We start from the raw sequence: 26,568 nt of genomic DNA, 5'->3' as shown, positions 1-26,568 counted from the left end.
GGGGGACGGCGGAGCGGGCCCCCTCGCGTTTGAGGGGGCCCGCTCCTGGACGGGGAGGGCGTGGCCGGGCGGGGGGAGTTAGCTGAACCAGCTGCCTATGCCGCGGACGATGCCGGAACCGAGTTCGATCGTGCCGTCGGCGATCTTGATGACGGATTTCGCGCTGTTCAGGCCGGGGAGGTCCAGTGCCTCGTCCAGCGTCTTCAGGTACTTGCCGGCGCCGAAGGTGATCATGGCGAAGGTGGAGCTGCCGACCACCTTGCGGAATTCCGGGCTGTCCGGGCCCCAGCCGAAGTAGGCGGCCACGACAGCGGTGACGTCGAGCCCGATCGAGACGAGAGACGCGGCGCCGGCGACGGTCTCGAAGACGGCGGCGGCCTCCGGGACCTCGGCGAAGAAGACCCCCTCCAGGGCGATGATCCCGGCCATGCTGCTGGCCGTGGCGCTGTTCGCCTCGCAGGCTTCCGCCAGTTTCCTGGCGTCCTCCTGCCACTTCGGGATGTCGTCGTCGTCGCGGTTGTCGTTGTCCGGGGTGTCGATCGGGTTCTTCTGGTTGGTGGCGTCCACGGCCCGCTGCAGGGCCGCCGCCTCTATCTCCTTCTGGCGCTTCTCCCGGGCACTCTTGTGCGCGTCGCTCGCCGCCTGCGCCGCCGCCGCGGCGTCCTTGCCGGCCTGGACGGCCGAGGCGCGCGCGGAGACGGCCGACGCCTGCGCCGAGGTGGCGGAGGAGACGGCGCTGCGCGCGGAGGCGGCGGCGTTGTTGGCGGAGTAGTTGGCCATGCGGGACGCCGTGCGGGCGGACGTGGCGGCGCTCGCCGCCTGGTTGGCCGACGCCTGGGCGTCCTGGGCGGACTGCTCGGCGGCATCGGCCAGGGTGTTCGCCTGCACGGCGGCCGCGGCCGCGTCGCCGGCGGACTTCGCCGCCTGGTCCTTGTACTTCTGGGCGTCGGCGGCGGCTTTCCGGGCGTTCGCCGCGGCCTCCTGGGCGAGGCAGGCGTTCTGCAGGGCCGTGTGGGCGAGCTTCGTGGCGGCGAAGATGGCGCCCTGCATGGCGGCGATGTGCGTGGCCGAGTCGTAGTCGAGCTGGGCGCTGGTGTACTGCACCGTGCTCAGGAAGTGCCGGCGCATCCAGGCCGGCCCCTCCATGGCGGCCTGGGCGTATGCCTTGGTGTACGGGCCCGCCGAGCCGAGCAGGTTCGCGGTGGCCACGGCGTCGTCCTGCATCTGGGCCGCCGGGAGGGCCGTCTGGAAGAAGTCGAAGGCGGCCTGGGCGGTGTTGGCGTCCAGCGCGTCGTTCGCGGCCTGCTTCACCAGCCGGCCGGGCCCCGCGGCGAGGATGCGGGCGATGCCGATCTGGTTGCCCGTCCGGGTGGCGTCCTTGATGCCCGTGTCCAGGAACGTGGCCGCCGCGCCCGCCTGGTCGCTGCCGAGGACCGTGACCACGGCGTTGCAGACGTCGGCGCTGCCGGCCTGGGCGATGGCGAGGACGGTCTCGCGGTCGTCCTGGTCCTTGGCGAGGGCGCGGTCGGCGCCGATCCAGGTGTGGACGTCGGTGTCGGCGCCGGCCAGCGCGAAGCGGGCCGCCTCACGCGACCAGGCGGCGCCGGAGTTCATGACGGCGACCGCCGCCTTGCGTCCGACCGCGGTGGCCTGGTCAAGGTTGTCGGCGGCCAGCGCCGCCTCGGCCTGGGAGATGAGGTCGAGGGTCGCCGCGGCGGTCCGCTGGTCCTGGGTCCGCTGGACCCTGAGCACCGCTCCCTGCACCGTGTCCAGCAGGGCGATCTGCCGGCAGTCCTTCATGGCCTGGGTCTGGTCCTGCGCGAGCCTGTCCCACTCGGCCTGGCGTGCCGCCGCCTCGACCGCCGCGGCCTGGGTGACCGCGGCCAGCGCGTTGTTGGCGGCGGTGGTGGCCGCGTTGGCGAACGCCGTGGACTTGTTCGCGTAGTCGATGGCCTTGCCGGCGTACTGCGCGGCCCAGTCGGCGGCGTCGGCGGCGGCGTCGGCATGGTCTGCCGCGTCGTTCGCGGCGTCCCGGGCGGCGCGTGCCGCCGATGCCGCCTGGTTGGCGAAGGACTGGGCCTTGGCGGCGGCGTCGGTGGCGATGGCGGCGTTGCTGCTGGCGATCTGTGCCTGCCGGGCGGCCTCGGCGGCCTCGGCCTGGGCGACACCGGAGGCGGAGCTGGCCGCCTGGGCGCTGGCGCTCGCGGCGGAGGCCGCCTGGTTGGCGGCGGTCGCCGCGGACTTGCCGGCGGCAGCCGCCCTGTCGGCGATGCCGGCCGCCTTCTCGGCGGCGGACGCGGTGGTACGGGCGCCGGCCGCCGCGGTGCGGCACGCCGTGGCGGCGGCCTTGGCCGCCGCGGCCTTCGACGCGTCCTTGGACGCGGCGACCGCGCAGTTGTACGCGTTGGCCGCGGCCGAGCCGGCCACGGAGGCGGCGTGGCTGGCGGACATGGCGGCGCGGGAGGCACGGCGCGAGGCGTCGATGGCGGCGGCCGAGGCACTGATGGCCACCCGTGCCGCGTCGGCGGCGCCGCTGGCCGCCTGTGCGGCCTTCCGGGCGGCGTTGCCGGCCTTGGTGACGTCGTTCGCGGCGGCGGCGGCCTCCGCGGCGGCGGTCGCGGCGGCGGCCTTTGCCTTGTCCGCGGCCTGCACCGCGCGGGCGGAGGCGTCCTCGGCCTGTTGCGTCTGGTTGGCCGCCCGCTCCGCCTCCCGCTGGACCACCGCGACCAGTTCGCCGATCTCCACCGCCTCCTGGTCACGGGCCCGGGCGATGAACTGCCCGGTGTCCAGGAACCACTCGATGTCCGTGGCGGTGCCGTCCAGTGCCCGGGAGGCGTACGTCCGGACCTCGGGCCCCGCCCCCACCGAGAGATTGGCGGTCTGGATCTGCATGTCCAGGAGGGCCGCCGTGAACTGCCCGTTCCCGACGAATGCCTCCAGGGCGTCCTGGGTGCCGGCGTCCAGAGCGGCGCTGCCGGCGGCGGCCACCCGCTTGCCGCCCGCCGCGATCAGATTCGCCGTGGTGATGGACAGGTCCGTGTTGTAGGCGGCCTGGAAACCGCCCTGGAGGAAGGCGAGGACGGCGTCGTCATCGCCGTCGAGTGCGGTGGCCGCCGCGCTGCTCATGCGCGGTGCGGCCTTGGCCATGACCGTGATGACCGCGGCACGGTTGTCGGCCGCCGCGGCCGTGGCGAGGCCGCCGGCCAGGAACGCCTGGACATCGGAGTCAGAGCCGGTGACGGCGGCCTCCGCCGCGGCCTTGACGGCCGGCCCACCCGTCATCCACGCCTTGACGACCTGCCCCCGGTCCGTGTCGGGCAGCCCGAGGATGTCCGGGTCCGCCGGCGGATCGTCGGCGTACGCGGCTGTGGGGTTGAGAACCAGGCTGGAGGCCAGGACACCGGCCGTGGTGGCGGCGAAGGCACCGAGCAGATGACGTCTGCTCAGATAGGGGTTGTTCACGTGTTCCTCCGGATCGTTGCGGCGCCGGACGGAGTCCGGTCCTACTGGCCCTACTGGTCGGCGCTGGAGAAGCTGCGAATCCCAGCGGAATGGAGAATTCCGCGTACTGGAATGGTTAATTCCAAGTTCATTGACACGGACGATGCCGCGAACCCGTGTCCTCATACATGGCCCTAAAGGACATCTGACTTGCCCGGAAATAATGTTTGCCCGGGCCTTTGCGCCGGTCATCAGGGTCGCCGTCCGTGCGGCAGCGGCGACCATCCCACCCCAGGCGTCACCTCCGTGGCGTCGGCCATCAGATTAGAGAGCGAATTCATCTATTGCAAGGGATGCTGACCGTCCCTATGCTTCTGGAGGCCGCGACAATGGGCTCGCGCGGAAACGATGTTGCTCTGGTCTTCAAACTTTCTGCATACCACGCCGCCAGCGCCGCAGGACACCGCACGGACTTGGGCGACTCAAGGGAATCGAGTGTGAGGACCGAGATGGACACAAATGCTGCAGCCGAGCCGCGGACGAGGCACAGGGCGCTCCTGTGGCGGATCGCCGGTACCGCCGCGGCGGCCGGGCTGGTCGCGGTCGTGGTGACGTACGGCGGCTCGTCCGGTGCGAAGTCGTCGCCGGACTCGGTGCCCCTGGCCGCCGCGCCCGCCGCCGGCGACTCGCCGGGCTTCGCGGTGGAGGACTACAACTACCCCGGTGCCGACGCGATCCTCGCCGCGCAGGGCATCACCCTCAAGCGCGGAGACGGCCACATCATCCTGGCCGACTGTGCGGGCAGCGGCGAGCTGCTGGAGATCAAATCCGGCCAGACCGCGGGCGACATCTGTTTCAGCGTCATCGGCAGCAGTGGCTGGCTGACCATGGAGATCCCCGACGTCTTCACGATCAAGGGCAACGACTACACCACTCAGGTGGACATGACCGCCGGTACCGAGCACCGCACGTACGACATCACCAAGAACCTCTGGACCGGTGTGGGCCAGGGCGGCGGTGAGTCCGACTCGTACGCGCTCGTGGAGATCAGGACGTCCAGGTGACCCCGCTGCCGGCGCGGTCCGCGCCGGCAGCGTTCGAGGGGCGGGCAGGGCTCAGCGGCAGCCGTGCGTGCGGGCGCCCGCGTCAGGCGCTCGCGGCGCGCTGGTCGTAGGCGCTCACGATCGCGTGGACCGCGCCGCGGGCCTGGAGGGTGATCTCGTTGCCGTCGTCGAGAGTGATCCTGACGTCCTGCCAGGTGCGGCCGGCCTCCGCGTGGAGCGCCGCGATGCGGGACAGCGGGACCGAACCGATGTGGTCGTGGACCTGGTTGAGCATCGGGTCCGCCTTCCACACGTGCAGCGCGTCCGCGGTGATCCCCAGCACCATGGCCGCGTCCAGCGGTATCTCGGTGGCGTCGGTGATCTTCCGGGCCGCGGAACGGGCCGCGGGCCGCGCGACCAGGTAGTTGCCGAGCGGCGTGAACATCCGCGCGGCGCTGAGCGCGGTGTTCAGCCGCGCGTACGACGCCGCGGCCAGCGTCTCGCCCAGTTGTTCCGACAAAGTGGTGGCCAGCTCGCTGTCTTTGATGTGCATGGCAGGGGAGCATAGCGACGCCCCCGGTACGAACCCCGGCCTTCGTCCACGGCCGGGGCCGCACCCGCCTCCGCTCCTCGCCGATGAGTTTTCGGCCGCCGACCGGTCTGCAAGAGGACAGACATCCAACAGGAGGCGATCATGTTCGGTACGACCAAGGCTTTCAGCGGGTTCTCGGTGGACGACATCCCGGCGGCCAGGAAGTTCTACGGCGAGACGCTCGGCGTGCGGGTGTCCGAGGAGAACGGGATGCTGACGCTGCACATCGCCGGGGAGCGGGACATCCTGGTCTATCCCAAGGCCGACCACGTCCCGGCGGCGTTCACGATCCTCAACTTCCCGGTCGACGACATCGAGGCGGCGGTCCGCGAACTGGCCGACAAGGGCGTGCGCTTCGAGCGCTACGACCAGCTGAAGACCGACGAGCACGGCATCTTCCGCGGCGGCGGCCCGCTGATCGCGTGGTTCACCGACCCCGCGGGGAACGTGCTGTCGGTGCTGCAGGTACCCGCGTAACGCGGCCCGCACGTGAGCGGCCCGGGCGTGAGCGGCCCGCACGTGAGCGACGCGCCCAAGTCGCCCCTTCGCTCAGGTCAGTTCAAGCGTCGGCCGGTAGATGTCCATCCACAGGGCCAGGTCCAGGGTCCGTTCCAGGCCGCGCCGGGACGCCTGGTTGATCTGCGGGGCCGCGTTCCCCACCGCCCGCTTCAGCCAGTCCCGGCTGACCAGGTCGAAGACCGGGTGCGAGGGCGTGGCCAGCAGGTCCCGCAGGCCGCGTTGCAGCGCCACCGCGTAGGCCGGGTCCTGGGTGGAGGGGTACGGGCTCTTCACCCTGTCGTACACCGACCGGGGCAGCACGTCAGCGGTCGCCTCGCGCAGCAGGCTCTTCTCCCGGCCGTCGAACGACTTCAGCGCCCAGGGCGCGTTGTAGACGTACTCCACCAGCCGGTGGTCGCAGAACGGCACCCGCACCTCCAGGCCGACGGCCATGCTGGCCCGGTCCTTGCGGTCGAGCAGCACCCGGACGAAACGGGTCAGGTGCAGGTGGCTGATCGTCCGCATCCGGAACTCGAAGTCGCTCTCCCCGTCCAGGCGTTGGACGTCCGCGACGGCGGTGGCGTAGCTGTCGCGGGTGTAGCCGTCCAGGTCGAGGAGCTTGCCGACGGGCTCGGTGAGGATGCTCTCGTCGTCGCCGAACTGCTCGGCGAAGCGCACCAGCCAGGGGAACGTGCGGCCCTTGCGCGCCTCGGGGTCGAAGAACTGCAGGTAGCCGCCGAAGACCTCGTCCGCCGACTCGCCGGACAGCGCCACCGTCGACTGCCGGCGGATCGCCTTGAACAGCAGGTACAGCGAGGCGTCCATGTCCCCGAAGCCGGCCGGCAGATCGCGGGCGCGGATCACCTGGGAGCGCACCTCGGGGTCGGCGAGCTGGTCGGAGTCGAGCACGATGTCCTCGTGCTGGGTGCGCGAGGCGCGGGCCACGTCGTGCACGTAAGGGGTGTCGGGGGTGGTGCGCAGGGCGTCGGCGACGAAGTTCTCGGCCTGGCCGACGAAGTCGACGGCGAAGCTGCGCACCCGTTCGCCGCTCTCGGCGAGCCGGCGGGCGGCCAGCGCGGTCATCGCGGAGGAGTCGAGGCCGCCGGAGAGCAGCGTGCAGAGCGGGACGTCGGCGACGAGCTGCCGGTTGACGATGTCGTCCATCAACTCCCTTACGTGCGCGATGGTTTCGCGCTGGCCGTGCGGGTGCGGACGGGTCTCCAGCGACCAGTAGGCGTGGCTGCGGATGCCGCCGCGGCCGACGGTGACCACGGTGCCGGGCTCGACCTCCCGCATCCCGTCCCAGACGGCGTGCCCGGGCGTCTTGACGAAGGCGAACAGCTCGCGCAGCCCGTCCGCCGTGACGGCCCTGCGGGCCAGCGGGTTGGCGAGGATCGCCTTGGGCTCGGAGCCGAACAGCACGCCGTCCGGGGTCGGGGCGTAGTAGAACGGCTTGATGCCCATCCGGTCGCGGATCATCACGAGTTGCTGCTCGCGGTCGTCCCAGATCGCGAACGCGTACATGCCGTTGAGGCGTTCGGCGACGGCCGCGCCCCACTCCAGGTAGCCGTGCAGCACCACCTCGGTGTCCGAGCTGGTGCCGAACCGGTGCCCGCGCGAGGCGAGTTCGGCGCGCAGTTCGGTGAAGTTGTAGACCTCGCCGGAGTAGACCATGGCGACCGGGCCCCGCGGTGTGTCCACGCTCATCGGCTGCCGGCCGCCGGGCAGGTCGATCACGGCGAGCCTGCGGTGCCCGAGGGCGGCCGGCCCGCGGACCCAGGTACCGCGGTCGTCGGGGCCGCGGCAGGACATCGTCTCGGTCATCGCGTCCACGGCGGTCTGCTGCGTTTCAAGGTCGCGCTGGTAGGAGATCCATCCGGCGATTCCGCACATGCGTCTTCCTCCGCTTCGGTCGGTGCCGGACACACGGATTCGTGTGTAAAGGGCACCCAACTGCGATCGTCATGCGCGCTGTGCGGCCCGTCAACGGGCCCTGGGCGTACGGTAGTTGGTGAAGGCAACTTCGGGCCAACGGCGCTGTGAGCTGCGAGAACGGGGTCGCCGGCCGTGACGTTCTGACGCTGCGTACATCGTCAGGCCAGAACTTCCGGCGCCGGGGCGGCTGTTGGCGGGCGGGGCGGAACCCGGGCCATCGGCGCAGCTCCGCCGCCCTTTCGTATACGGTCCGCCGCGTTCCGGTCCGCGCCCGGGGGCCGACGGGGCCGCGGCGGCGGGGACGCCCCCGGCTCCTCGAACAGTCCTAAAACGCTCCCACCCGGGAGCGGCAGCGGTGGGACCGGGCGGGCTGTTCCAGTTTTTCGGTACATAGTGTCACTAGCGATACATGATGCTTCCACCCCGGGCAGCCCGCGCGTTATGCTGCGCACATGCCGAGGATCTGGAGCGAGACGATCGCGGCCCACCGCGACACCGTCCGCGAGGCCACCCTGGACGCCACCGCCGAGCTGGTCGCCGAGCACGGGCTGACCGGCCTGACGATGTCGCAGATCGCCAAGGCGAGCGGGATCGGCCGGGCCACGCTGTACAAATATTTCCCCGACATCGAGTCGATCCTCGCGGCCTGGCACGCCCGGCAGATCGGCGCGCACCTGCACAGCCTCGCCGTGGTCAGCGAGTCGACGGCGCCGGACGAACGGCTCCCGGCCGTCCTGCGCGCGTACGCCGGACTCGCGCACGGGCAGCGCGACCACGGCGATCTGGCGGCCGGCCTGCACCGGGGCGAGCACGCGGTGCGCGCGCACGCTCACCTGAACGGGTTCGTCACCGAGCTGATCGCCGAGGCGGCGGAACGGGGCGAGGTCCGGACCGATGTGCCGGCCGCCGAGCTGGCGGCGTACACCCTGCACGCGCTGACGGCGGCGACGGCTGTCGCGGCGGAAGCGGCCGAAGGCAGCGGGGCCGGCGGGGCCGGCGCCCCCGCCCTCGACCGGCTGGTCGACGTGACGCTCGCGGGCCTGCGCCCGCAGGAACGGGGCTGACCCCGCAGGTCGGCGAAATGCCGTGATCGCTGGCGTGTCCCGGCCGGGCGGACTCCGGGGATCACGGATAGTCGGATTGTCCGACTTTGAGAACGACATCATGATTCGCCCCCGAGGAGCGGTCTCCTTGTTCACCGCTGAACCGGCACCTTCAGCGTCCCCCGAATCGCCCGCCGAAACGTCCCCCGAATGGGCCCCGGAAAGGGCCCCGGACCCGTCCCCGCCAGGAGCCCGGTCCGGCCGGGCGGCCCTCACCGCCGCCTGGCGCCGCGCGGCCCCCGCCGTCACCGCCTTCGCCGTCGCCCGCCTCGCCGGCGTCGCCGTCCTCACCCTGTGCGCGCACCGCACCGGCGGCCACCCGCGCAACCTGCTCGGCCTCGCATGGGACGCGCTCTGGTACCACCGGATCGCCGGCTGGGGCTACGGCACGTTCATCCCGTCCGGCGAGGCCCCGGGCATGCGCTTCGACGACCTCGCGTTCTTCCCGCTCTACCCGATGACCGTCCGCGCGGTGGACGTGGTCAGCCCGGTCGGCTCGGTGGTCTCGGCGCTGCTGGTGGCCTGGGTGAGCGCCGCGGTCGCCGCGTGGGGCGTCTTCGCGGTCGTCGACCGCTGCTACGGGCGCCGGATCGCGACCGCGACCGTCATCCTGTGGGCGCTGCTGCCGCACGCGATCGTGCTGTCGATGGCGTACACCGAGGCGATGATGACCGCGCTGGCGGCGTGGGCGCTCTACTCCGTGGTGGCGCGGCGCTGGCTGACCGCCGGGGTGCTGTCCGTACTGGCCGGGCTGTGCCGGCCGAACGCCGTCGCCGTCGCGGTCGCGGTGATCGCCGCCGTGCTGGCAGACGCAGGGCAGCGGCGCCGGTCGGGCCGGCCGCAGGACCGAAGGGCGTGGGCCGCGGCGGTGCTGGCGCCGCTGGGATGGGCCGGTTACGTGGCCTGGGTCGGCCTGCACAGCGGGCACGGGCTGCGCGGCTACTTCGAGGTGCAGACCCGGTGGGGTTCGACCTTCGACTTCGGGCACTACGCACTGCACTACGTCAAGCACCTGGTGCTGCGCCCCGACAGCCTCTCCGCCTACATGGCGACCGCGCTGTGCGCCGGCGCCGTCATCCTGCTGGTGCTCGCCGCACTCGAACGGATGCCGCTGCCGCTGCTCGCCTACACCGCCGTACTGGTCGCGATCGCGCTGGGCGGCGCCAACTTCTTCTCCTGCAAGCCGCGCTTCCTGCTGCCGGCCTTCCCGCTGCTGGTGCCGGCCGCGGCGACCCTGGCCAGAGCCCGGCCGCGCGCCGCCGCCGTGACGGTGGTCGCGCTGACCGGGCTCTCACTGGGCTACGGGGCCTACCTGCTGACCGTCGTGACCGTCCCGCTCTGAGCGGGGCCGCCGTACGGCCGTGAGTGCGGGGGGGGGGAGCTACTCGCTGCCCTCTTCGCCGCCCTCACCGGGCTCGCCCTCGGCGTCCTTCTCCAGGCCGAGCGTCTCGCCGACCCACTTGTCGAACTCGATCGACGCGCGCACCCAGCTCACCGTGCTCGACACGAAGTGCTCGAGCCCGACGCCGAGCCCGATCAGCAACTGCGCCTCACCGATCAGCCGCACGCTGCCGTCGTCGTGCGTGTGCGTGTAGACCTTCGGCCACAGGGTGCGCCGGTTCCAGTCGTCGATCACCTCGTGCAGCTGCGGCTTCTCGTCCACGGTGTACCCGTGGTCGTAGAAGGTCCGGACGGCGAACACCGCCTGGTCCCCCTCCCCGCGGAACATGAAGTAGGTGCGGAACTCCTCCCACGGCGCCGCGAGGTCACCCTCCTCGTCAACGAGGTACTTCAGCTCCATCTGCTCCAGAAGCTGCTTGACCAGGTCCTGGTCAGGGATGACCACGCTGCCGGCGGGTCCGGTCGGCTCGGGGTCCGGCTGGCCCCCGAAATTCGGAATCGAGGACGGGTCGATGCTCACCGTGAAGTCCCTTCGTGACGTCTCCCCACCATCCTCCCTCATCCCGCCCCGCCGATGGCAACCCGCGGCTACTTGGTCAGGTCGGGCCCGGTTTCCTGGCCGCCGTCGGGGCCGGCTTCCTGGCCGGTGTCCGGGCCGGTGGTCGGGCCGATGATCAGGCCGTCGTCGGTGCGGTCGGCGCGGATGGTCTGGCCGTCGGTTACCTCGCCGGAGAGGATCGCGCGGGCCAGGGGGTCGCCGATCGCGGTCTGGACCAGGCGGCGTAGGGGGCGGGCGCCGTACGCCGGGTCGTTGCCCTCCTCGGCGAGCCAGTCGAGGGCCGCGTCGGTGATCTCCAGGGTGAGGCGGCGGTCCCTGAGGCGCAGCGCCAGCCGCTCGGTCTGCAGCCGGGCGATCCGGCGCAGCTCCTCCTTGGTCAGCGCGGTGAAGACCACGATGTCGTCCAGCCGGTTCAGGAACTCCGGCTTGAAGGACGCCCTGACCGTGTCGAGCACCAGCTGCTTCTTGCGCTCGGCGGACAGCTCGGGGTCGACCAGGTACTGGCTGCCGAGGTTGGAGGTCAGCACCAGGATCGCGTTGCGGAAGTCCACCGTCCGGCCCTGGCCGTCGGTCAGCCGGCCGTCGTCGAGCACCTGGAGCAGGACGTCGAAGACCTCCGGGTGCGCCTTCTCGACCTCGTCGAGCAGCACCACGCTGTACGGGCGGCGGCGGACCGCCTCGGTGAGCTGGCCGCCCTCCTCGTAGCCGACGTATCCGGGCGGCGCGCCGACCAGCCGCGCGACGGAGTGCTTCTCGCCGTACTCGCTCATGTCGATCCTGACCATGGCCCGCTCGTCGTCGAACAGGAAGTCCGCGAGCGCCTTGGCCAGCTCGGTCTTGCCGACGCCGGTGGGGCCGAGGAAGAGGAACGAGCCGGTGGGGCGGTCGGGGTCGGAGATGCCGGAGCGGGACCTGCGGACGGCGTCGGACACCGCGCGTACGGCCTCGGACTGGCCGATCAGCCGCCGGCCGAGCTCGTCCTCCATCCGCAGCAGCTTCTGCGTCTCGCCTTCGAGCAGCCGGCCGGCCGGGATGCCGGTCCAGGCGGCGACGACGTCGGCGATGTCGTCGGGGCCGACCTCCTCCTTGACCATCGTCTCCTGCGCCGCGGCCTCCTGCTCCTCGCGGGTGGCCTCCGCGAGCTCCTCCTCCAGCTTGGGCTTCTCCGCGTACATCAGCTTGGACGCGGCCTCGAAGTCGCCGTCGCGCTGGGCGCGGTCGATCCGGGTGACGATGTCGTCCAGCCGCTCCTTGAGCTCGCCGACCCGGTTCAGGCCCTGCTTCTCCTTCTCCCAGCGGGCGGTCAGGCCGCGCAGCTCCTCCTCGCGGTCGGCGAGGTCCTTGCGGAGCTTGTCGAGCCGCTGGACGGAGCCGGGGTCGGTCTCGTTCTTGAGCGCCATCTCCTCCATCCGCAGCCGGTCGACCGAGCGCTGCAGCTCGTCGATCTCGACCGGCGAGGAGTCGATCTCCATCCGCAGCCGGGACGCGGACTCGTCGACCAGGTCGATGGCCTTGTCCGGCAGGAAGCGGGAGGTGATGTATCGGTCGGACAGCGTCGCGGCGGCGACCAGCGCGGAGTCGGCGATCTGCACCTTGTGGTGCGCCTCGTAGCGGCCCTTGAGGCCGCGCAGGATCGCCACGGTGTCCTCGACGCTCGGCTCGGCGACCAGCACTTGCTGGAAGCGCCGCTCCAGCGCCGGGTCCTTCTCGATCCGCTCCCGGTACTCGTCCAGCGTGGTGGCGCCGACCATCCGCAGCTCGCCGCGGGCCAGCATCGGCTTGAGCATGTTGCCCGCGTCCATCGCGGAGTCGCCGCCGGCGCCCGCGCCGACGACGGTGTGCAGCTCGTCGATGAACGTGATGACCTGGCCGCCGCTGTCCTTGATCTCGGCGAGTACGGCCTTGAGGCGCTCCTCGAACTCGCCGCGGTACTTCGCGCCGGCCACCATCGCGCCGAGGTCGAGCGCGACCAGCCGCTTGTTGCGCAGGCTCTCGGGCACGTCGCCCTTGACGATCCGCTGGGCCAGGCCCTCCACGACGGCGGTCTTGCCGACGCCGGGCTCGCCGATCAGCACCGGGTTGTTCTTGGTGCGCCGGGACAGCACCTGCACCACCCGGCGGATCTCCTGGTCACGGCCGATCACCGGGTCGAGCTTGCCCTCGCGGGCCGCGGCGGTGAAGTCGGTGCCGTACTTCTCCAGTGCCTTGTACGTGCCTTCCGGATCCTGGCTGGTCACGCGCTGCCCTCCCCGTGCGTCCTCGAACGCCGACAGCAGCGCCTTGGCCTTGGCGCCCTGGCCGGCCAGCAGTTCCCCGGCCGGACCGCCCTTGACGGCGATCCCGATCAACAGGTGCTCGGTGGAAAGATACGCGTCGCCCAGCTCGGCGGCCCGCCGGTTGGCGTCGGCGATCACCGCGAGCAGGTCGCGGTTGGCGGCGGGCGGCGCGACCGTGGAGCCCTGGACCGAGGGCAGCGCGCTCACCAGCCGCTCCGCGCCGGTCTTCACCGCGGCGGGGTCGGCGCCGGTGGCGGCCAGCAGGTCGGTGATGTTCTCGTTGTCCGTGCCGCTCAACAGGGCGAGCAGCAGATGCGCGGGGGTCAGGTCCGGGTTCCCGCCGGACAGGGCCCGGGCGTTGGCGGCGTTCAGCGCTTCCCGGCTCTTGTTGGTCAGCTCGGCTTCCACGGGCGTCGGGGTCCTTCCCACTGGTACGAACAGTCTGTCTTCTGCCTTGCCAGGCTCAACATGAGCCAAGTTGAGTCTATTCCACTCAAGTTTGTTTCGGGAGCTGATTCGGGAGCCTATGCTGGGTCGTGTTCCGGCACCCTTTCCGCTTTGCGTGAACGTTGAATCACCGGCGTTCGCGGTGACACAATGCCTGCTCCAACTCCACAGCAGCACAAGGGAGTTGGTCGAATCCCGCCGATCGCGCGTGAGGACACTCATGACCACAGCGCACCCGCACCCCATGGACCCGACCGGCTCCGACGTGCATGCGGACGCCGCCGCCCTGCGGGAGGCCGGCGCGGCCTGCCCGGTCATGCTGCCGGGCGGAGTGCCCGGGATGATCATCTCCAGACACCGCGAGCTGCGCGACTTCCTCGCCGATCCGAAGGTCGCCAAGAACGCCAGGCACTTCGCCGCCCACCAGGAGGGCCGGATTCCGGCGCAGTGGCAGCTGAACGCGTTCGCCCTGGTCAACGGGATGACCACGGCCGACGGTGACGACCACCGGCGGCTGCGCGGACTGGCCACCAAGGCGTTCACCCCGCGCCGGGTGGCCGCGATGCGCCCCTGGATCGAGGAGCTGACCGCCGGGCTGCTGGCCGCGCTGCCCGGCCGCGCCGACGCCGACGGGGTGGTGGACCTGCGCCGGCACTTCGCCTATCCGCTGCCGATGGGCGTGATCTGCGAGCTGCTCGGCGTCGACCCGGCCTACCGCGACCGGCTGCACAAGCTCACCCACCTGATGGTCAGCACGTCGAGCGCGGCCGGCGACGCGATGGCCGCGCAGGCCGAGCTCCACGCGATCCTCGGCCAGGTCGTGGTGGACCGCAGGGCCGACCCCGGCGACGACCTCACCAGCGCGCTGATCGGCGCCCGCGACGACACCTGGCACGACGGCGGCGAGCGGCTCAGCGACGACGAGCTGACCGGCACGCTGCTGCTGATGATCGTCGCCGGGCACGAGACGACGCTGAACCTGATCACCAACGCCGTCCGCGCGCTGGCCGGCCACCCCGCGCAGCTCGCCATGGTGCTGGCCGGCGAGGTGAGCTGGGACGCGGTGGTGGAGGAGACGCTGCGCTGGGACAGCCCGGTGGCCAACTTCCCGTTCCGCTACCCGACCACCGACCTGGTCGTGGACGGTACGACGGTGCCGCGCGGCACCCCCGTCCTGGCCGCGTACGCCGCCGCCGGGCGCGACCCGCGCGAGTACGGGCCGGACGCCGACCGGTTCGACGTCACCCGCCCGGCCACCCGGCACCTGGCCTTCGGGCACGGCGCCCACTACTGCCTGGGCGCGCCACTGGCCCGCCTGGAGGCGGTGATCGCCCTGCGCGCGCTGTACGCCGCCTACCCCGGCATCACCCAGGCCGTCCCCGACAAGGAGCTGCCGCCGCTGCCGGGATTCATCGGAACGAGTGTGGCGGAGCTACCGGTAAGGCTGAGCTGACGCCCGCGGGGCCGCCGGTAGGGCTGAGCTGACGGCCCGGGTGCCGGTACGACGAACTGACCGTCGCGGGGCCGCCCGTACGGCTGAACCGGCCGCCGGCGTACGTACGGTGGCCGGCGGTCGGTTAACGTCGGCCGCATGGCACGCCGCGATCCCCGCTCCCCCGAGCCCGGGTATCTCGCCTTCTGGCGCGAGTACCACCTGTGCACGCTCACCACCCACCGCCCGGACGGCTCCCCGCACGTCGTCCCGGTCGGCGTCACCTACGACCCGGAGGCCGGCCTCGCCCGGGTGATCACCAACACCCACAGCGCGAAGGCGGCGAACGTACGGGCCGCCGCCGGCGAGGCGGGCGCGCCGGTCGCGGTCTGCCAGGTCGAGAAACGCCGGTGGGCCACCCTGGAGGGCCTGGCCACGGTCTCCCAGGACCCGGCCCGGGTCGCGGAGGCCGTCCGCCGCTACACCGAACGCTACGGCCGCACCCCTGCCCCCAGCCCCGACCGCGTCGTCATCGAGATCGCCCTGACCCGCGCGATGGGCAACGCCTGACGCCCCCGGGTCAGCTCTTCGCCTTGCGCGCGGCGGCACTCTCCGCCCGGCGCCGCTCGTCGTCATGCTCCCGCAGCCGCAGCGTCAGCGTGCTCGACGTGGCCAGCATGGCGCCCGTGATGCCGAGCGGCGTGGACACCAGGAGCGCGGCAAGCGGCTGCGGCCAGTCCCGCCCCTGCGCGCACCACACCGCCTTGTCGTGGTCGTGCTCGTCAGGATCGCCCACTCCAGGGTCGGTGTAGAGCTGGTCATGGTCGGCGAAGGCCGGAGCCGAACAGTGCCCCGACCGGTCCGCGCTGTAGGGCACGAACATCTCCCACCCCGCGTAGACCCACAGCAGCGCCGCCACCACGAGCAGCCCGACCCCCCACCCGTGCCGACGCCCCAGCCGTGCCCTGAACTCCTGCTCAACCGCCAACGGATGCACTGAACGCCCCTCCACCCCGAACCCCGCCCCCGCCCCGTATCGGGCAGACCGCCGCACGGACTATAACCACCCCACCCGCCCACCCCGGCCCCTTCACACTCCCCCCACGACCGGAACGCCGACGGCCCCTCAGCCCGTCCGATCCGGCCGGCTCCCGTCGGCGATCCGCTCGACAAGCCGCCAGACCCCCGTCGCCGGATTCACCTCGCACTCCCGCCCCTCGTCCGCCAGCCGCCTGGCCCGGACACCCGCCGCCCGCCAGCCGTCCCGGTAGTCGGCGAAGTCCACCCGGGTCTTGTCGTAGCCGGGACGGTGCCTCTGAAGATACGGAAGCAGCGCCTTGTAGGTGGCCGCGTGCGCGGTGTGGTCGGCGAAGTGCAGCAGCAGCCACAGCTCGAAGCAGGGGTTCGAGACCGCCACCTCGATGCCGCGCCGCCTCGCTTCCTCCCGGCTCGCCTGGCTCCGGCGCAGGCCCGACTCGAACGCCGGGCGCGGCCGGCCGCTACTCTTCGGGGTCCGCGCCACCGTCCGCCCTCCCCCGGGCGGCCACTGCCGCTTCGAAACGCTCGTCGCTCAGGAAGGGCACGGCGCCGTAGCTGCCGCCCAGGTAACGGCGTTCACGGTTCTCCTCCTGGCGCGGCTTGAAGTCGGACAGCGGGAACAGGGTCGTCTCCCCGTACTCGTTCTTCTCCACGAACCACACCTGGTCGCGGCGCAGTACGTCCTCGCCGCCGCTGCGGCCGAGCAGGCTCGCGTCGTGCGTGGTCAGGAGGAGTTGGGCGCCCTCGGGATTCGTCGCCGGGTCCTGGAACAGCTTGATCAGGTGCGCGGTCAGCCGTGGGTGCAGGCTGGAGTCGATCTCGTCCACGGCGAGCAGACCGCCGTCGCGCAGCGCCCCGAGCACGGGTTCGGCATAGGACAGCAGGGCGCGCGTCCCCTCCGACTGGTCCTCAAGTCCCATCCGCACCGGACCGTTGCGCCCGCGCTGCCCGACCCAGACCCATGTCGACGGCTCGAAGTTGCCGGTGAACCCGGCACGCTTTGCCAATATCAGTTCCATCTCGTCAACGGCGAACGTCTGGACACCGGCAGCCTCGATCCCCACATCGGCCGCGCGCAGCAGCGCCACGACCGCCGCCGCCTGGTCGGCGTCCCTCAGGATTCGAGCCATCCTCCGTCCCATGCCGCGCGTGGATCGGCTGACCCCTCCTTGCCGGAAGCCCAGCGACTGGAAGAACCACTCGTACACCGGCAGGACCACCTCCTGCCGGGACCGCGCCGCGATCGACAGGAAGAGCACGTTCGGCTCGGTGATGTTCTGCACGAGATCAAGCTCGCGCTTCGGCGCCGAGTCGCCGAAGTGGATCTCGTCGCCCTCCCGCTGGAACACCGTGCGCTTGCGGCCCTTGGGGTAGCTGTACAGCCACTCGTCACGCACGCGCTCGTCGTCCACGCTGAAGCCGTAGACGTAGCGGACGCCCTGGAGCAGCAGGTCCACCACGTACCAGGACGGATCGGCGGCGCAGGCCGCATCCAGCAGGAAGGGGGTGCGGCTGATGCCGGAGCCCGGCTCGGCGTTCCGGTGGGAGGAGCGCACCATGTCCGCCATGAAGCGCAACGCGTCCACCACGTTGGACTTGCCCGCCGCGTTCGCTCCGAACAGCGCGACCACCGGTACGGCCTCGCGGGCGGTGCCCTCCGGCCGGTCGGTGTCGTACACCGGGGACAGCAGCAGTTGCTGCTCCTCGCGGATCGACCGATGGTTGGCCACCCGGAAGCTCAACAGCACCCGAACCCCTCCGTCCAGCCGGTCAGAATCCGTTTCGTGCGGGAAATCCGCAAGGTCAGCATGATCTTCCCTAGTAACAAGCGTACGACGTCTGCACAAACGGCAACAGGCCCGCCACCCGATCGGGTGGCGGGCCTGCGTGGAAGGCCGACGTCAGATGTCGCGTTTCGGGCGCCAGACCACCAAAGCGCTGGTGTGCTGGACGTCCTGGTAGGGGACCAGGTCGCGGCGGTAGGAGGCGTGGACGGCTGCCTCGCGTTGTTGGATGACGGCGGCGGCGCCCTCGACCGCGGCGGTCAGTTCGGCGACCCGGGACTGGAGGGCGGCGACCTGGTTCTCCAGCTCGATGATCCGCTTGATACCGGCCAGGTTGATGCCGTCGTCCTGCGACAGCCGCTGCACCTCGCGCAGCTGCTGGATGTCGCGGGCGGAGTAGCGGCGGCCGCGGCCGGCCGTGCGGTCGGGGGAGACCAGGCCGAGGCGGTCGTACTGGCGCAGGGTCTGCGGGTGCAGGCCCGACAGCTCGGCCGCCACCGAGATGACGTAGACCGGGGACTCCTCGGTCAGCTGGTACGGGTTGCGGCCCGCCGAACCGCGCGGACCACCGGGACCACCGGGGCCGCGCAGCCCACCGCCGTCGATGCTCATCCGTTCACGCTCCCTTTGCGGCCTTGAACAGCTCCGCCCGCGGATCGAACTCCGCGGTCGCTTCCCGGTACGACTCCAGGGCGTCGAGCGCCTTGCCCTCGGTCTTGCCGGGCACCGCCACCTCGACGGTGACCAGCAGGTCGCCGCGCGAGCCGTCCTTGCGGACCGCGCCCTTACCGCGGGCGCGCAGCGTGCGCCCGTTGGGGGTGCCGGCCGGGAGCTTCAAAGTGACCGGCGGTCCGCCGAGGGTCGGCACCTTGATCTCGCCGCCGAGCGCCGCCTCGGTGTAGCTGATCGGCACGGTCACCGTCAGGTTCGCGTCCTTGCGGCCGAACACCGGGTGCTGCCCGACGTGCACGACGACGTACAGGTCGCCGCCCGGGCCGCCGCGCTCGCCCGGGGCGCCCTTGCCGCGCAGCCGGATCCGCTGCCCGTCGGTGACCCCGGCGGGGATGCGGACCTGCATGGTGCGCGAGGAGCGGGCCCGGCCGCTGCCCTTGCAGACCTCGCAAGGGGTCTCGGCGATCAGGCCGCGGCCCTTGCAGTCGACGCAGGGGTCGGTGAGCGAGAAGCCGCCACCGCCGCCGCGCGAGACCTGCCCGGTGCCGACGCAGGTGGGGCACACCCTGGGGGTGCCGTTCTTGTCGCCGGTGCCGGAGCACGCCTTGCAGGGCGCCTGCGAGGACATCCGCAGCGGGACCGTGGCCCCGTCCACCGCCTCGGTGAAGCTGAGGGTGACCTCGGACTCGATGTCCTGGCCGCGCCGCGGCTGCACCCGGGTGCCGCCGCCGCGGTTGAACAGCCCGCCGAACACGTCACCGAGGCCGCCGCCGAAGCCGCCGCCCTGGCCGGTGCCGGTGCTGGTCGGGCCCTGGGCGCCGCCGAAGAGGTCGCCCAGGTCGAAGTTGAAGCCGCCGGTGCCGCCGCCGGCGCCCGGAGCCTGCCGGAAGCCGCCGTTGCCGAACAGCGCGCGGCCCTCGTCGTACTCCTTGCGCCGCTTGGCGTCCGACAGCACGTCGTTGGCCTCGGAGATCTCCTTGAAGCGCTCCTCGGCCTTGGCGTCCCCCTTGTTGGCGTCCGGGTGGAACTCCCGGGCCAGCTTGCGGTACGCCTTCTTGATCTCGGCCTCGGTGGCGTCCTTGGGGACGCCGAGGACCTTGTACAGGTCCTTCTCCAACAGGTCCCTACCGATGCTCATCCTCGACGTCCCTCCTCTCCGTCACCGTCACCACGCCGTCAGCCCTCGTCCGGGCCACCGGTCTCCTCGTCGTCCGCCTTGTCCGCGCTCTCCTCGGACTTGCCCTGCGCGCCGGGCTGCGGCTCGGCCACCGCGACCCTGGCGGGCCGCAGATTGCGCTCACCGAGGCGGTACCCCGGCTGGAGGATCTGCACGCATGTCGTCTGTGTGACATCCGGCGAGTAGCTGTGCATCAGCGCCTCGTGCACCAGCGGGTCGAAGGGCTCGCCCTCCTTGCCGAACTGCTGCAGGCCCAGCTTGGCCGCCACGGTCTCCAGCGACTCGGCGACCGACTTGAAGCCGCCCACCAGCTCGCCGTGCTCCCGCGCCCGCCCGATGTCGTCGAGCACCGGGAGCAGCTCGGTGAGCAGCCCGGCGACCGCGATCTCCTTGACCGCGACCCGGTCCCGCTCGACCCGGCGGCGGTAGTTCTGGTACTCGGCCTGCAGCCGCTGGAGGTCCGCGGTGCGCTCGTTGGCCGCGGTACGGACCTGGTCCAGCTGCGCCCGCAGGGCCGTCAGCTCCTTGCTGTCCCCGGCCGGGGCCGCCGGGCCCGCCTCCTCGGCGGACCCGGCCTCCCGTTCGGCGTCCTTCCCGGCTTCCGGCTTCTGGTCGCCGGTCTCGGAAGGGACGTCGGGCTCCGACGACTCGAAGCCCTTCGGCTCCTCCGTCACGCGGCACCGTCCCTCTTGTTGGCGTTCTCGTCGTCCACGATCTCGGCGTCCACGACGTCGTCGTCGGCCTGGGCCTGGTCGCCGGCCGGCGCGTCGGCCGCGTCGGGTCCTGCGGTGGCGCCGTCGGCCTGCGCGTTGGCGTAGAGCGCCTGGCCCAGCTTCTGGCTGGTCGCGGCGACCTTCTCGGTGGCCTCGCGGATCGCCGCGGTGTTGTCACCGTCGGTGGACTCGTTCTTCAGCTTCTCCTTGAGCTCCGCGATCGACGCCTCGACCTCGGACTTGACGTCCTCGGGCAGCTTGTCGTTGTTGTCCGCGATGAACTTCTCGGTCTGGTAGACGAGCTGCTCGCCCTGGTTGCGGGTCTCGGCGGACTCGCGGCGGCGGTGGTCCTCGTCCGCGTACTGCTCGGCCTCCTGGCGCATCCGGTCGACCTCGTCCTTGGGCAGCGAGGAGCCGCCGGTGACGGTCATCCGCTGCTCCTTGCCGGTGCCGAGGTCCTTGGCGCCGACGTGCATGATGCCGTTCGCGTCGATGTCGAAGGTGACCTCGATCTGCGGCATCCCGCGCGGGGCCGGCGGCAGGCCGGTCAGCTCGAACATGCCGAGCTTCTTGTTGTACGCGGCGATCTCGCGCTCGCCCTGGTAGACCTGGATCTGCACCGACGGCTGGTTGTCCTCGGCCGTGGTGAAGATCTCCGAGCGCTTGGTCGGGATCGTGGTGTTGCGCTCGATCAGCTTGGTCATGATGCCGCCCTTGGTCTCGATACCGAGGGACAGCGGGGTGACGTCGAGCAGCAGGACGTCCTTGACCTCGCCCTTGAGGACACCGGCCTGGAGGGACGCGCCGATGGCGACGACCTCGTCGGGGTTGACGCCCTTGTTGGCGTCCTTGCCGCCGGTCAGCTCGCGCACCAGCTCGGCGACCGCGGGCATACGCGTCGAACCGCCGACCAGGACCACGTGGTCGATCTCGGACAGCTGGATGCCGGCGTCCTTGATGACGTTGTGGAACGGGGTCTTGCAGCGGTCGAGCAGGTCCGTGGTGAGCTGCTGGAACTGGGCGCGGGTGAGCTTCTCGTCCAGGTGCAGCGGGCCCTCGGCGGACGCGGTGATGTAGGGCAGGTTGATCGTGGTCTCGGTGGAGCTGGAGAGCTCGATCTTCGCCTTCTCCGCGGCCTCGCGCAGCCGCTGGAGGGCCATCTTGTCCTTGCCCAGGTCCACCCCGTGGCCGGACTGGAACTGCTTGACCAGGTAGTCCATCACCCGCTGGTCCCAGTCGTCACCACCGAGGTGGTTGTCGCCGTTGGTGGCCTTGACCTCGACCACGCCGTCGCCGATCTCCAGCAGCGACACGTCGAAGGTGCCGCCGCCGAGGTCGAAGACCAGGATCGTCTGGTCGTCCTTGTCCAGGCCGTACGCCAGGGCGGCGGCGGTCGGCTCGTTGACGATCCGCAGCACGTTCAGACCGGCGATCTCGCCGGCCTCCTTGGTGGCCTGCCGCTCGGAGTCGTTGAAGTACGCGGGGACGGTGATCACCGCGTCCTGGACCTTCTCGCCCAGGTACGACTCGGCGTCGCGCTTCAGCTTCTGCAGGATGAAGGCGCTCATCTGCTGCGGGTTGAAGTCCTTGCCGTCTACGTTGATCTTCCAGTCGGTGCCCATGTGGCGCTTGACCGAGCGAACGGTCCGGTCCACGTTGGTCACCGCCTGGCGCTTGGCGACCTCGCCGACGAGCACCTCGCCGTTCTTGGCGAAGGCGACGACGGACGGCGTGGTCCTGGCGCCCTCTGCGTTGGTGATGACGGTGGGCTCGCCGCCTTCGAGAACGCTGACGACGGAATTAGTCGTGCCCAGGTCGATGCCGACCGCACGTGCCATGGTGAGTCCTCCTGCTGACTGACTTGAGTGGATCTGGCTCAAGCGTGCCTCAGCTCGGAATTTCTGTCAACAGAGGTGAGTCGCAGCGACTCAACTTTACTCTGCGTGTGACGCGCATCTCATCGTTTCGGCTGGTCATCGGGGCGGGCGCGGACGCCGGCAGTGAGCGGACGGTCCGCGCGGAGCGCGGCGAGGAGGCGGCCGGCGGGGGTCGCCGCGCCGGGGGCTCCGGGCTCCGGCGCCGCCGGGAGGTCCGTGACGACCAGCCGGTCGGCCGGCACCTTGCGCAGCCGCCCGGCCAGCTCGTAGAGCGCGGGCAGCGAGCTGAGCCCGGGGTCGGCGGTGATGGACGAGGTCGCGGTGTCCAGCACGCCGTACAGCCGGGCCGGGTGGGTGAGCGAGCCGCCGCGCGCCTCCTGGGCGAGGGTCCGCAGCAGGTCCCGGCGGCCGCCGGCGAAGCCGGGCACGTCGTCGACCACCAGGTGGTGGTCCACCCGGATGCCGCTGAGCCGCTCGAAGGCGCGGATCGAGCAGGCCGCTCCGCCGTGGGCGAAGGCCGCGCCGAACGGCTCGTACGCCGCCGGGCTGGTGCCGCCGCCGTCCGGCCGCGGGCAGCTCGGCGCGCTGACCATCAGGCCGCCGGGCACCCCGACGGCGGCGGCCCGGCCGCGGTCCGCCGACAGGTGCAGCAGGACGGCCGCGTCGGCGCGGGACCCGTCCGGCTTCTTCCGGCCGGCGGTCGCGCCGAGCACCAGGATGTTGCGCGCCTGCGGGACGAGGGCGCGGGGCCGCTCGCCGGCCCGTTCGGCCGCCGCCAGCACCCGTTCGGTGGCCTGGTCGGTACGGATGTTGCCGCTGAACTTCCGGTAGGCGGCCATCCCGAGCGCGGCGGTCGCCATCATGACGAGCCCGGCGCCGATCGCCACCCACCGCAGCACGGCGCGCATCCGCGTGTCCCCTTCCTTCTGTCCGCTTGCACCATGTCTGTCACCTTTGGCAGCGGTTCAATCGCCTTGAAGAGGCTTCGACTCCGACGGCGTGCCGCGCGACACAGATCACGAGTGGCGCGGCTTCATTGCCCTGTGGATAACGGGTAACCTCAGCGGAGACCGGGGTAAGTTACCGCTTAGTACGATCAGTGGAGCCCCACCCCGTCAGAACCAACCCGGCCCAGCCAGGCCCCGCCCGAGGAGCGCCCCATGCAACTCGCCGCGATCATCGTGTCGCTGGTCCTCACCGCGGTCGGCGTCGCGCTGATCAGCCTCGCCGTCGCGCAGATCTACCGCTTCGTCAGGCTCGGCCAGCCGGTGCCCGCGGGCAGCCGCACCGACGACCCGGTGGCCCGGACGAAGACGCTGACCAAGGAGTTCGTCGGCCACACCCGGATGAACAAGTGGGGCGTCATCGGCGCCGCCCACTGGTTCGTCGCGGTCGGCTTCCTCACCCTGGGCCTGACGATCGTCAACGCCTACGGCCAGCTCTTCAAGGCCGACTGGATCCTGCCGTGGATCGGCACCTGGCTGCCGTACGAGGTGTACGTCGAGTTCATCACGCTGCTGACCACGCTCGGCATCCTCACGCTGATCGCGATCCGGCTGCTCAACCTGCCCTCCCGGGCCGGCCGCAAGTCCCGCTTCGCCGGCTCGACGGCCTGGCAGGCGTACTTCGTGGAGTACGTGGTCCTGGTCATCGGCCTGGCCATCCTCACCCTGCGCGCGCTTGAGGGCGCGCTGCACGACGTGGACCACTACGAGGCCGCGTACTGGGTGTCGTACCCGCTGGTCGCCGCCTTCCGGGGGCTGAGCACCGGCACCCTGCAGAACCTCGTCTACGCCGTCGCGATGATCAAGCTCAGCGTCACCATGATCTGGGCGATCGTGCTCGGCCTGAACACGAACATGGGCGTGGCCTGGCACCGCTTCCTGGCGTTCTTCAACATCTGGTTCAAGCGGAACGCGGACGGCCCGGTGGCGCTCGGCGCGCTCCAGCCGATGGTCAGCGGCGGCGTCCCGATCAACTTCGAGGACCCCGGCGAGGACGACGTCTTCGGCGTCTCCCAGGTCGAGCAGTTCTCCTGGAAGGGCATCCTCGACTTCTCCACCTGCACCGAGTGCGGCCGCTGCCAGTCGCAGTGCCCGGCCTGGAACACCGGCAAGCCGCTGTCGCCCAAGCTGCTGATCATGTCGCTGCGCGACCACGCGCACGCCAAGGCCCCGTACCTGCTGGCCGGCGGCGGCAAGACGGCCGAGGGCGAGGAGAAGGCGACCGCCGAGCAGCTGGCCGGCGTGCCCGCCGCCGCGCTCGCCGAGGCCGAGCGCCCGCTGATCGGTACGGCCGAAGAGAACGGGGTCATCGACCCCGACGTGCTGTGGTCCTGCACCACCTGCGGCGCCTGCGTCGAGCAGTGCCCGGTGGACATCGAGCACATCGACCACATCGTCGACATGCGCCGCTACCAGGTGATGATCGAGTCCTCGTTCCCGTCGGAGGCGGGCACGATGCTCAAGAACCTGGAGAAGAAGGGCAACCCGTGGGGCCTGCCGAAGAAGCAGCGCCTGGCGTGGGTGAAGGAGGTCGACTTCGAGGTACCGGTCGTCGGCGAGGACATCGAGGACCTGACCGAGACCGAGTACCTGTACTGGGTCGGCTGCGCCGGCTCCCTGGAGGACCGGGCCAAGAAGACCACCAAGGCGTTCGCCGAGCTGCTGCACATCGCGGGCGTGAAGTTCGCGATCATGGGCGGCGAGGAGAACTGCACCGGTGACTCGGCCCGCCGGCTCGGCAACGAGTTCCTGTTCCAGCAGCTCGGCCAGGAGAACGTGGCCATGCTGAACATGGCGTTCGGCGAGGAGCTGGACGACGACGGCAAGGTGGTCGCCGGCGGTGCGAAGCCGCGCGCGTCCAAGAAGATCGTCGCCACCTGCCCGCACTGCTTCAACACGATCTCCAACGAGTACCCGCAGCTCGGCGGCGAGTACGAGGTCATCCACCACACGCAGCTGCTCCAGCACCTGGTGGACGAGGGCAGGCTCGTACCCGTCACACCGGTCGAGGGCCTGATCACGTACCACGACCCGTGCTACCTGGGCCGGCACAACAAGGTCTACACGCCGCCGCGGGACATCATCGCCAAGGTGCCGGGCCTGCGCAGCGAGGAGATGCACCGCCACAAGGAGCGCGGCTTCTGCTGCGGCGCGGGCGGCGCCCGGATGTGGATGGAGGAGCGGATCGGCAAGCGCGTCAACAACGAGCGGGTGGACGAGGCGCTCTCCCTGAACCCGGACATCATCTCGACGGCGTGCCCGTTCTGCCTGGTGATGCTGTCGGACTCGGTGAACGGGAAGAAGAACGACGGCGCGGCGGCGGAGTCGTTGCAGGTGGTGGATGTGGCGCAGTTGCTGCTTGATTCGGTGCGGGTGCCGGTCGGGGTGACGGCGGGGCCGGGGGTTGACGCGGGCGGCGCGTCGGACGCGGCGGCCTCCGAGTCGGCGTCAGCTGCCGGGGAGTCGGCGTCAGCCGCCGGGGAGCCGGCCGAGACGGCCTGAGCGCTGGTGCGACGGGCGGCGCGCCCGTACCCGCCGGGGTACGGGCGCGCTGTCGTCCGCCGGGGCGCGGTGCGATCGGGGCGGGCGCGGGCTATGAGATGCCGTGCTGCTTGAGCAGCGTGTTGAACAGGTCCGGGTCTTCGAGATCCTCGACCTTGTTCCGCGCGAGCTCCCCGTCGATCCGCACGGCCGGCGTTCCCGCCACCTTCGAGGCCGTGAAGGCGGTCTCGGCGCGGGTCACGAAGTCGAGGTAGCCACCCGACTTGACCGCCGCCTGGAAGGCCGGCGTGTCCAGCCCCTTGACCTGCGCCGCGAGGCTGAGCAAGCGGTCGTCGGTGAAGCCGTCCGAGCTCTCGATCGGCTGGTGGGCGAAGACGACGGCGTGGTAGGCCGGGAACCCGTTCTGCTCCACGGCGGCGCGCAGCGCGTTGACCGCCCGCTTGGAGCCGTTGCCGTCGTCGTTGTTGTCCACGAACGAGGCCAGCGCGTACTGGATCCGCAGCTTGCCGGCCTGCGCGAGGGCGTTCAGCCGGGCCCCGTTGACCTTCTCGAAGACGCCGCAGGGCTCGCAGCGCGGGTCCTCGTAGAGCAGCACGGTGTGCTTCGCCGACGGGTTGCCGACGGTGATCGTGGCGCCGTCCGCCTCCACCCGGGCGGGCAGCTGGCCCTTCGCGGCCGGGGGCGCGGTCGTCGTCGTGCCGCCCGACGAGTCCGGCGGCGGAGGGGGCGGGGACGGCGGCGTGTCGGTCGCGCTGCCGGACGCGCTCGGGGTGGCGGTGCCGCTGCCGCCCGGGCCGAGCTCGAAGCCGGGGATGGCCTTGGACTTGTGGTCGCCGCCGCTGCCACCGCAGGCGGCGAGGGTGGTGAGGGTGGCGAGGAGGGTGACGGCGGCGGCCCCCGCACGTATCCGTCCGCGCGTCCGACCGCGTTTCGGTTCGCGTTTCCGTTCGCGTTTCGGCAGACCCATCAGCACGTCCCTTCCCACCCGTTCGGACGCCGTGTCCGTGTACGCGGCACGCTACCGGGCGTGTCACGCGTGTCACAGGTTGGCCGCAAAGCACCGGCCGCCGACGA

General features: G+C 71.4%; 21 protein-coding genes. 7 read left to right on the top strand and 14 right to left on the bottom strand.

Going from position 1 to position 26,568, the window contains the following annotated elements; genetic code table 11:
- Window positions 1-78: 78 nt before the first annotated feature.
- Entirely contained in the window at window positions 79-3,462 is a 3,384-nt protein-coding gene (locus ACQPW6_RS21670) for an ALF repeat-containing protein (RefSeq protein ID WP_433891324.1), read from the bottom strand.
- A 488-nt stretch (window positions 3,463-3,950) separates the two neighbouring features.
- Between ACQPW6_RS21670 and ACQPW6_RS21665 the strand changes: the two genes are divergently transcribed.
- Window positions 3,951-4,505, top strand: a complete 555-nt coding sequence (locus ACQPW6_RS21665; RefSeq protein ID WP_433891323.1) for a hypothetical protein — start codon at window positions 3,951-3,953, stop codon at window positions 4,503-4,505.
- An 82-nt stretch (window positions 4,506-4,587) separates the two neighbouring features.
- Here ACQPW6_RS21665 and ACQPW6_RS21660 read toward each other — a convergent pair whose 3' ends face one another.
- Complete coding sequence (locus ACQPW6_RS21660) at window positions 4,588-5,037, bottom strand: hypothetical protein (protein ID WP_433891322.1); 450 nt, start codon at window positions 5,035-5,037, stop codon at window positions 4,588-4,590.
- Window positions 5,038-5,178: 141 nt separating this feature from the next.
- On the opposite strand from ACQPW6_RS21660, the gene ACQPW6_RS21655 reads away from it, so the two are divergent.
- Window positions 5,179-5,553 carry a VOC family protein gene (locus ACQPW6_RS21655; RefSeq protein WP_433891321.1) on the top strand — a complete coding sequence of 125 codons (375 nt, stop codon included), beginning with the start codon at window positions 5,179-5,181 and terminating at the stop codon, window positions 5,551-5,553.
- Window positions 5,554-5,625: 72 nt separating this feature from the next.
- On the opposite strand, the gene asnB is transcribed toward ACQPW6_RS21655, so the two are convergent.
- On the bottom strand, window positions 5,626-7,467 hold the full coding sequence (asnB, locus tag ACQPW6_RS21650; protein WP_433891320.1) for an asparagine synthase (glutamine-hydrolyzing): 1,842 nt from the start codon (window positions 7,465-7,467) through the stop codon (window positions 5,626-5,628).
- A 494-nt stretch (window positions 7,468-7,961) separates the two neighbouring features.
- Here asnB and ACQPW6_RS21645 point away from each other — a divergent pair, with 494 nt between their 5' ends.
- Complete coding sequence (locus ACQPW6_RS21645; protein WP_433891319.1) at window positions 7,962-8,573, top strand: TetR/AcrR family transcriptional regulator; 612 nt, start codon at window positions 7,962-7,964, stop codon at window positions 8,571-8,573.
- A 127-nt stretch (window positions 8,574-8,700) separates the two neighbouring features.
- On the top strand, window positions 8,701-9,954 hold the full coding sequence (locus ACQPW6_RS21640) for a glycosyltransferase family 39 protein (RefSeq protein ID WP_433891318.1): 1,254 nt from the start codon (window positions 8,701-8,703) through the stop codon (window positions 9,952-9,954).
- A gap of 39 nt (window positions 9,955-9,993) precedes the next feature.
- On the opposite strand, the gene ACQPW6_RS21635 is transcribed toward ACQPW6_RS21640, so the two are convergent.
- Both ACQPW6_RS21635 and clpB read right to left on the bottom strand, forming a co-directional pair.
- The gene (locus ACQPW6_RS21635; RefSeq protein WP_433891317.1) at window positions 9,994-10,533 is read right to left on the bottom strand and encodes a YbjN domain-containing protein; all 540 of its coding nucleotides are present in this window, start codon (window positions 10,531-10,533) and stop codon (window positions 9,994-9,996) included.
- Window positions 10,534-10,601: 68 nt separating this feature from the next.
- Window positions 10,602-13,256 (bottom strand): ATP-dependent chaperone ClpB, encoded by a 2,655-nt coding sequence (gene clpB, locus ACQPW6_RS21630; RefSeq protein ID WP_433891316.1) that lies wholly within the window; start codon window positions 13,254-13,256, stop codon window positions 10,602-10,604.
- A 259-nt stretch (window positions 13,257-13,515) separates the two neighbouring features.
- Between clpB and ACQPW6_RS21625 the strand changes: the two genes are divergently transcribed.
- On the top strand, window positions 13,516-14,748 hold the full coding sequence (locus ACQPW6_RS21625; protein ID WP_433891315.1) for a cytochrome P450 family protein: 1,233 nt from the start codon (window positions 13,516-13,518) through the stop codon (window positions 14,746-14,748).
- A gap of 138 nt (window positions 14,749-14,886) precedes the next feature.
- Window positions 14,887-15,297, top strand: coding sequence for a pyridoxamine 5'-phosphate oxidase family protein (locus ACQPW6_RS21620; RefSeq protein ID WP_433891314.1), 411 nt, complete (start codon window positions 14,887-14,889; stop codon window positions 15,295-15,297).
- A 10-nt stretch (window positions 15,298-15,307) separates the two neighbouring features.
- Here the strand turns inward: ACQPW6_RS21620 and ACQPW6_RS21615 are convergent, their stop codons facing one another.
- The 8 genes from ACQPW6_RS21615 to ACQPW6_RS21580 all read right to left on the bottom strand — a co-directional run bounded on the left by ACQPW6_RS21615 (window position 15,308) and on the right by ACQPW6_RS21580 (window position 22,896).
- The gene (locus ACQPW6_RS21615; RefSeq protein WP_433891313.1) at window positions 15,308-15,715 is read right to left on the bottom strand and encodes a hypothetical protein; all 408 of its coding nucleotides are present in this window, start codon (window positions 15,713-15,715) and stop codon (window positions 15,308-15,310) included.
- A gap of 138 nt (window positions 15,716-15,853) precedes the next feature.
- Window positions 15,854-16,249: an RloB family protein gene (locus ACQPW6_RS21610; protein ID WP_433891312.1), complete on the bottom strand. Its 396-nt coding sequence runs from the start codon at window positions 16,247-16,249 to the stop codon at window positions 15,854-15,856.
- On the bottom strand, window positions 16,227-17,513 hold the full coding sequence (locus ACQPW6_RS21605; protein WP_433891311.1) for an AAA family ATPase: 1,287 nt from the start codon (window positions 17,511-17,513) through the stop codon (window positions 16,227-16,229). Before ACQPW6_RS21605 ends, ACQPW6_RS21610 begins: the two co-directional genes overlap by 23 nt.
- Before the next feature lie 153 nt (window positions 17,514-17,666).
- The gene (locus ACQPW6_RS21600) at window positions 17,667-18,161 is read right to left on the bottom strand and encodes a heat shock protein transcriptional repressor HspR (protein WP_433891310.1); all 495 of its coding nucleotides are present in this window, start codon (window positions 18,159-18,161) and stop codon (window positions 17,667-17,669) included.
- Window positions 18,162-18,165: 4 nt separating this feature from the next.
- On the bottom strand, window positions 18,166-19,359 hold the full coding sequence (gene dnaJ / locus ACQPW6_RS21595) for a molecular chaperone DnaJ (protein WP_433891309.1): 1,194 nt from the start codon (window positions 19,357-19,359) through the stop codon (window positions 18,166-18,168).
- 38 nt (window positions 19,360-19,397) lie between these two features.
- Window positions 19,398-20,072 carry a nucleotide exchange factor GrpE gene (gene grpE / locus ACQPW6_RS21590; RefSeq protein ID WP_433891308.1) on the bottom strand — a complete coding sequence of 225 codons (675 nt, stop codon included), beginning with the start codon at window positions 20,070-20,072 and terminating at the stop codon, window positions 19,398-19,400.
- On the bottom strand, window positions 20,069-21,949 hold the full coding sequence (dnaK, locus tag ACQPW6_RS21585) for a molecular chaperone DnaK (protein ID WP_433891307.1): 1,881 nt from the start codon (window positions 21,947-21,949) through the stop codon (window positions 20,069-20,071). The genes grpE and dnaK overlap by 4 nt, the downstream gene beginning before the upstream one ends.
- 119 nt (window positions 21,950-22,068) lie before the next feature.
- A complete protein-coding gene (locus ACQPW6_RS21580) occupies window positions 22,069-22,896 on the bottom strand; it encodes an LCP family protein (RefSeq protein ID WP_433891306.1) in 828 nt (275 codons plus the stop codon).
- A 252-nt stretch (window positions 22,897-23,148) separates the two neighbouring features.
- Here ACQPW6_RS21580 and ACQPW6_RS21575 point away from each other — a divergent pair, with 252 nt between their 5' ends.
- Entirely contained in the window at window positions 23,149-25,494 is a 2,346-nt protein-coding gene (locus tag ACQPW6_RS21575; protein ID WP_433891305.1) for a (Fe-S)-binding protein, read from the top strand.
- Between the two features lie 91 nt (window positions 25,495-25,585).
- On the opposite strand, the gene ACQPW6_RS21570 is transcribed toward ACQPW6_RS21575, so the two are convergent.
- Window positions 25,586-26,461, bottom strand: a complete 876-nt coding sequence (locus tag ACQPW6_RS21570; protein WP_433891304.1) for a DsbA family protein — start codon at window positions 26,459-26,461, stop codon at window positions 25,586-25,588.
- Window positions 26,462-26,568 lie beyond the last annotated feature (107 nt).

The organism is Streptomyces sp. CA-111067 (assembly GCF_050956065.1).
GTDB lineage: Bacteria > Actinomycetota > Actinomycetes > Streptomycetales > Streptomycetaceae > Actinacidiphila.
The sequence above is the reverse complement of the archived record's forward strand: the minus strand, read 5'-3'. Positions and strand labels throughout refer to the sequence as shown.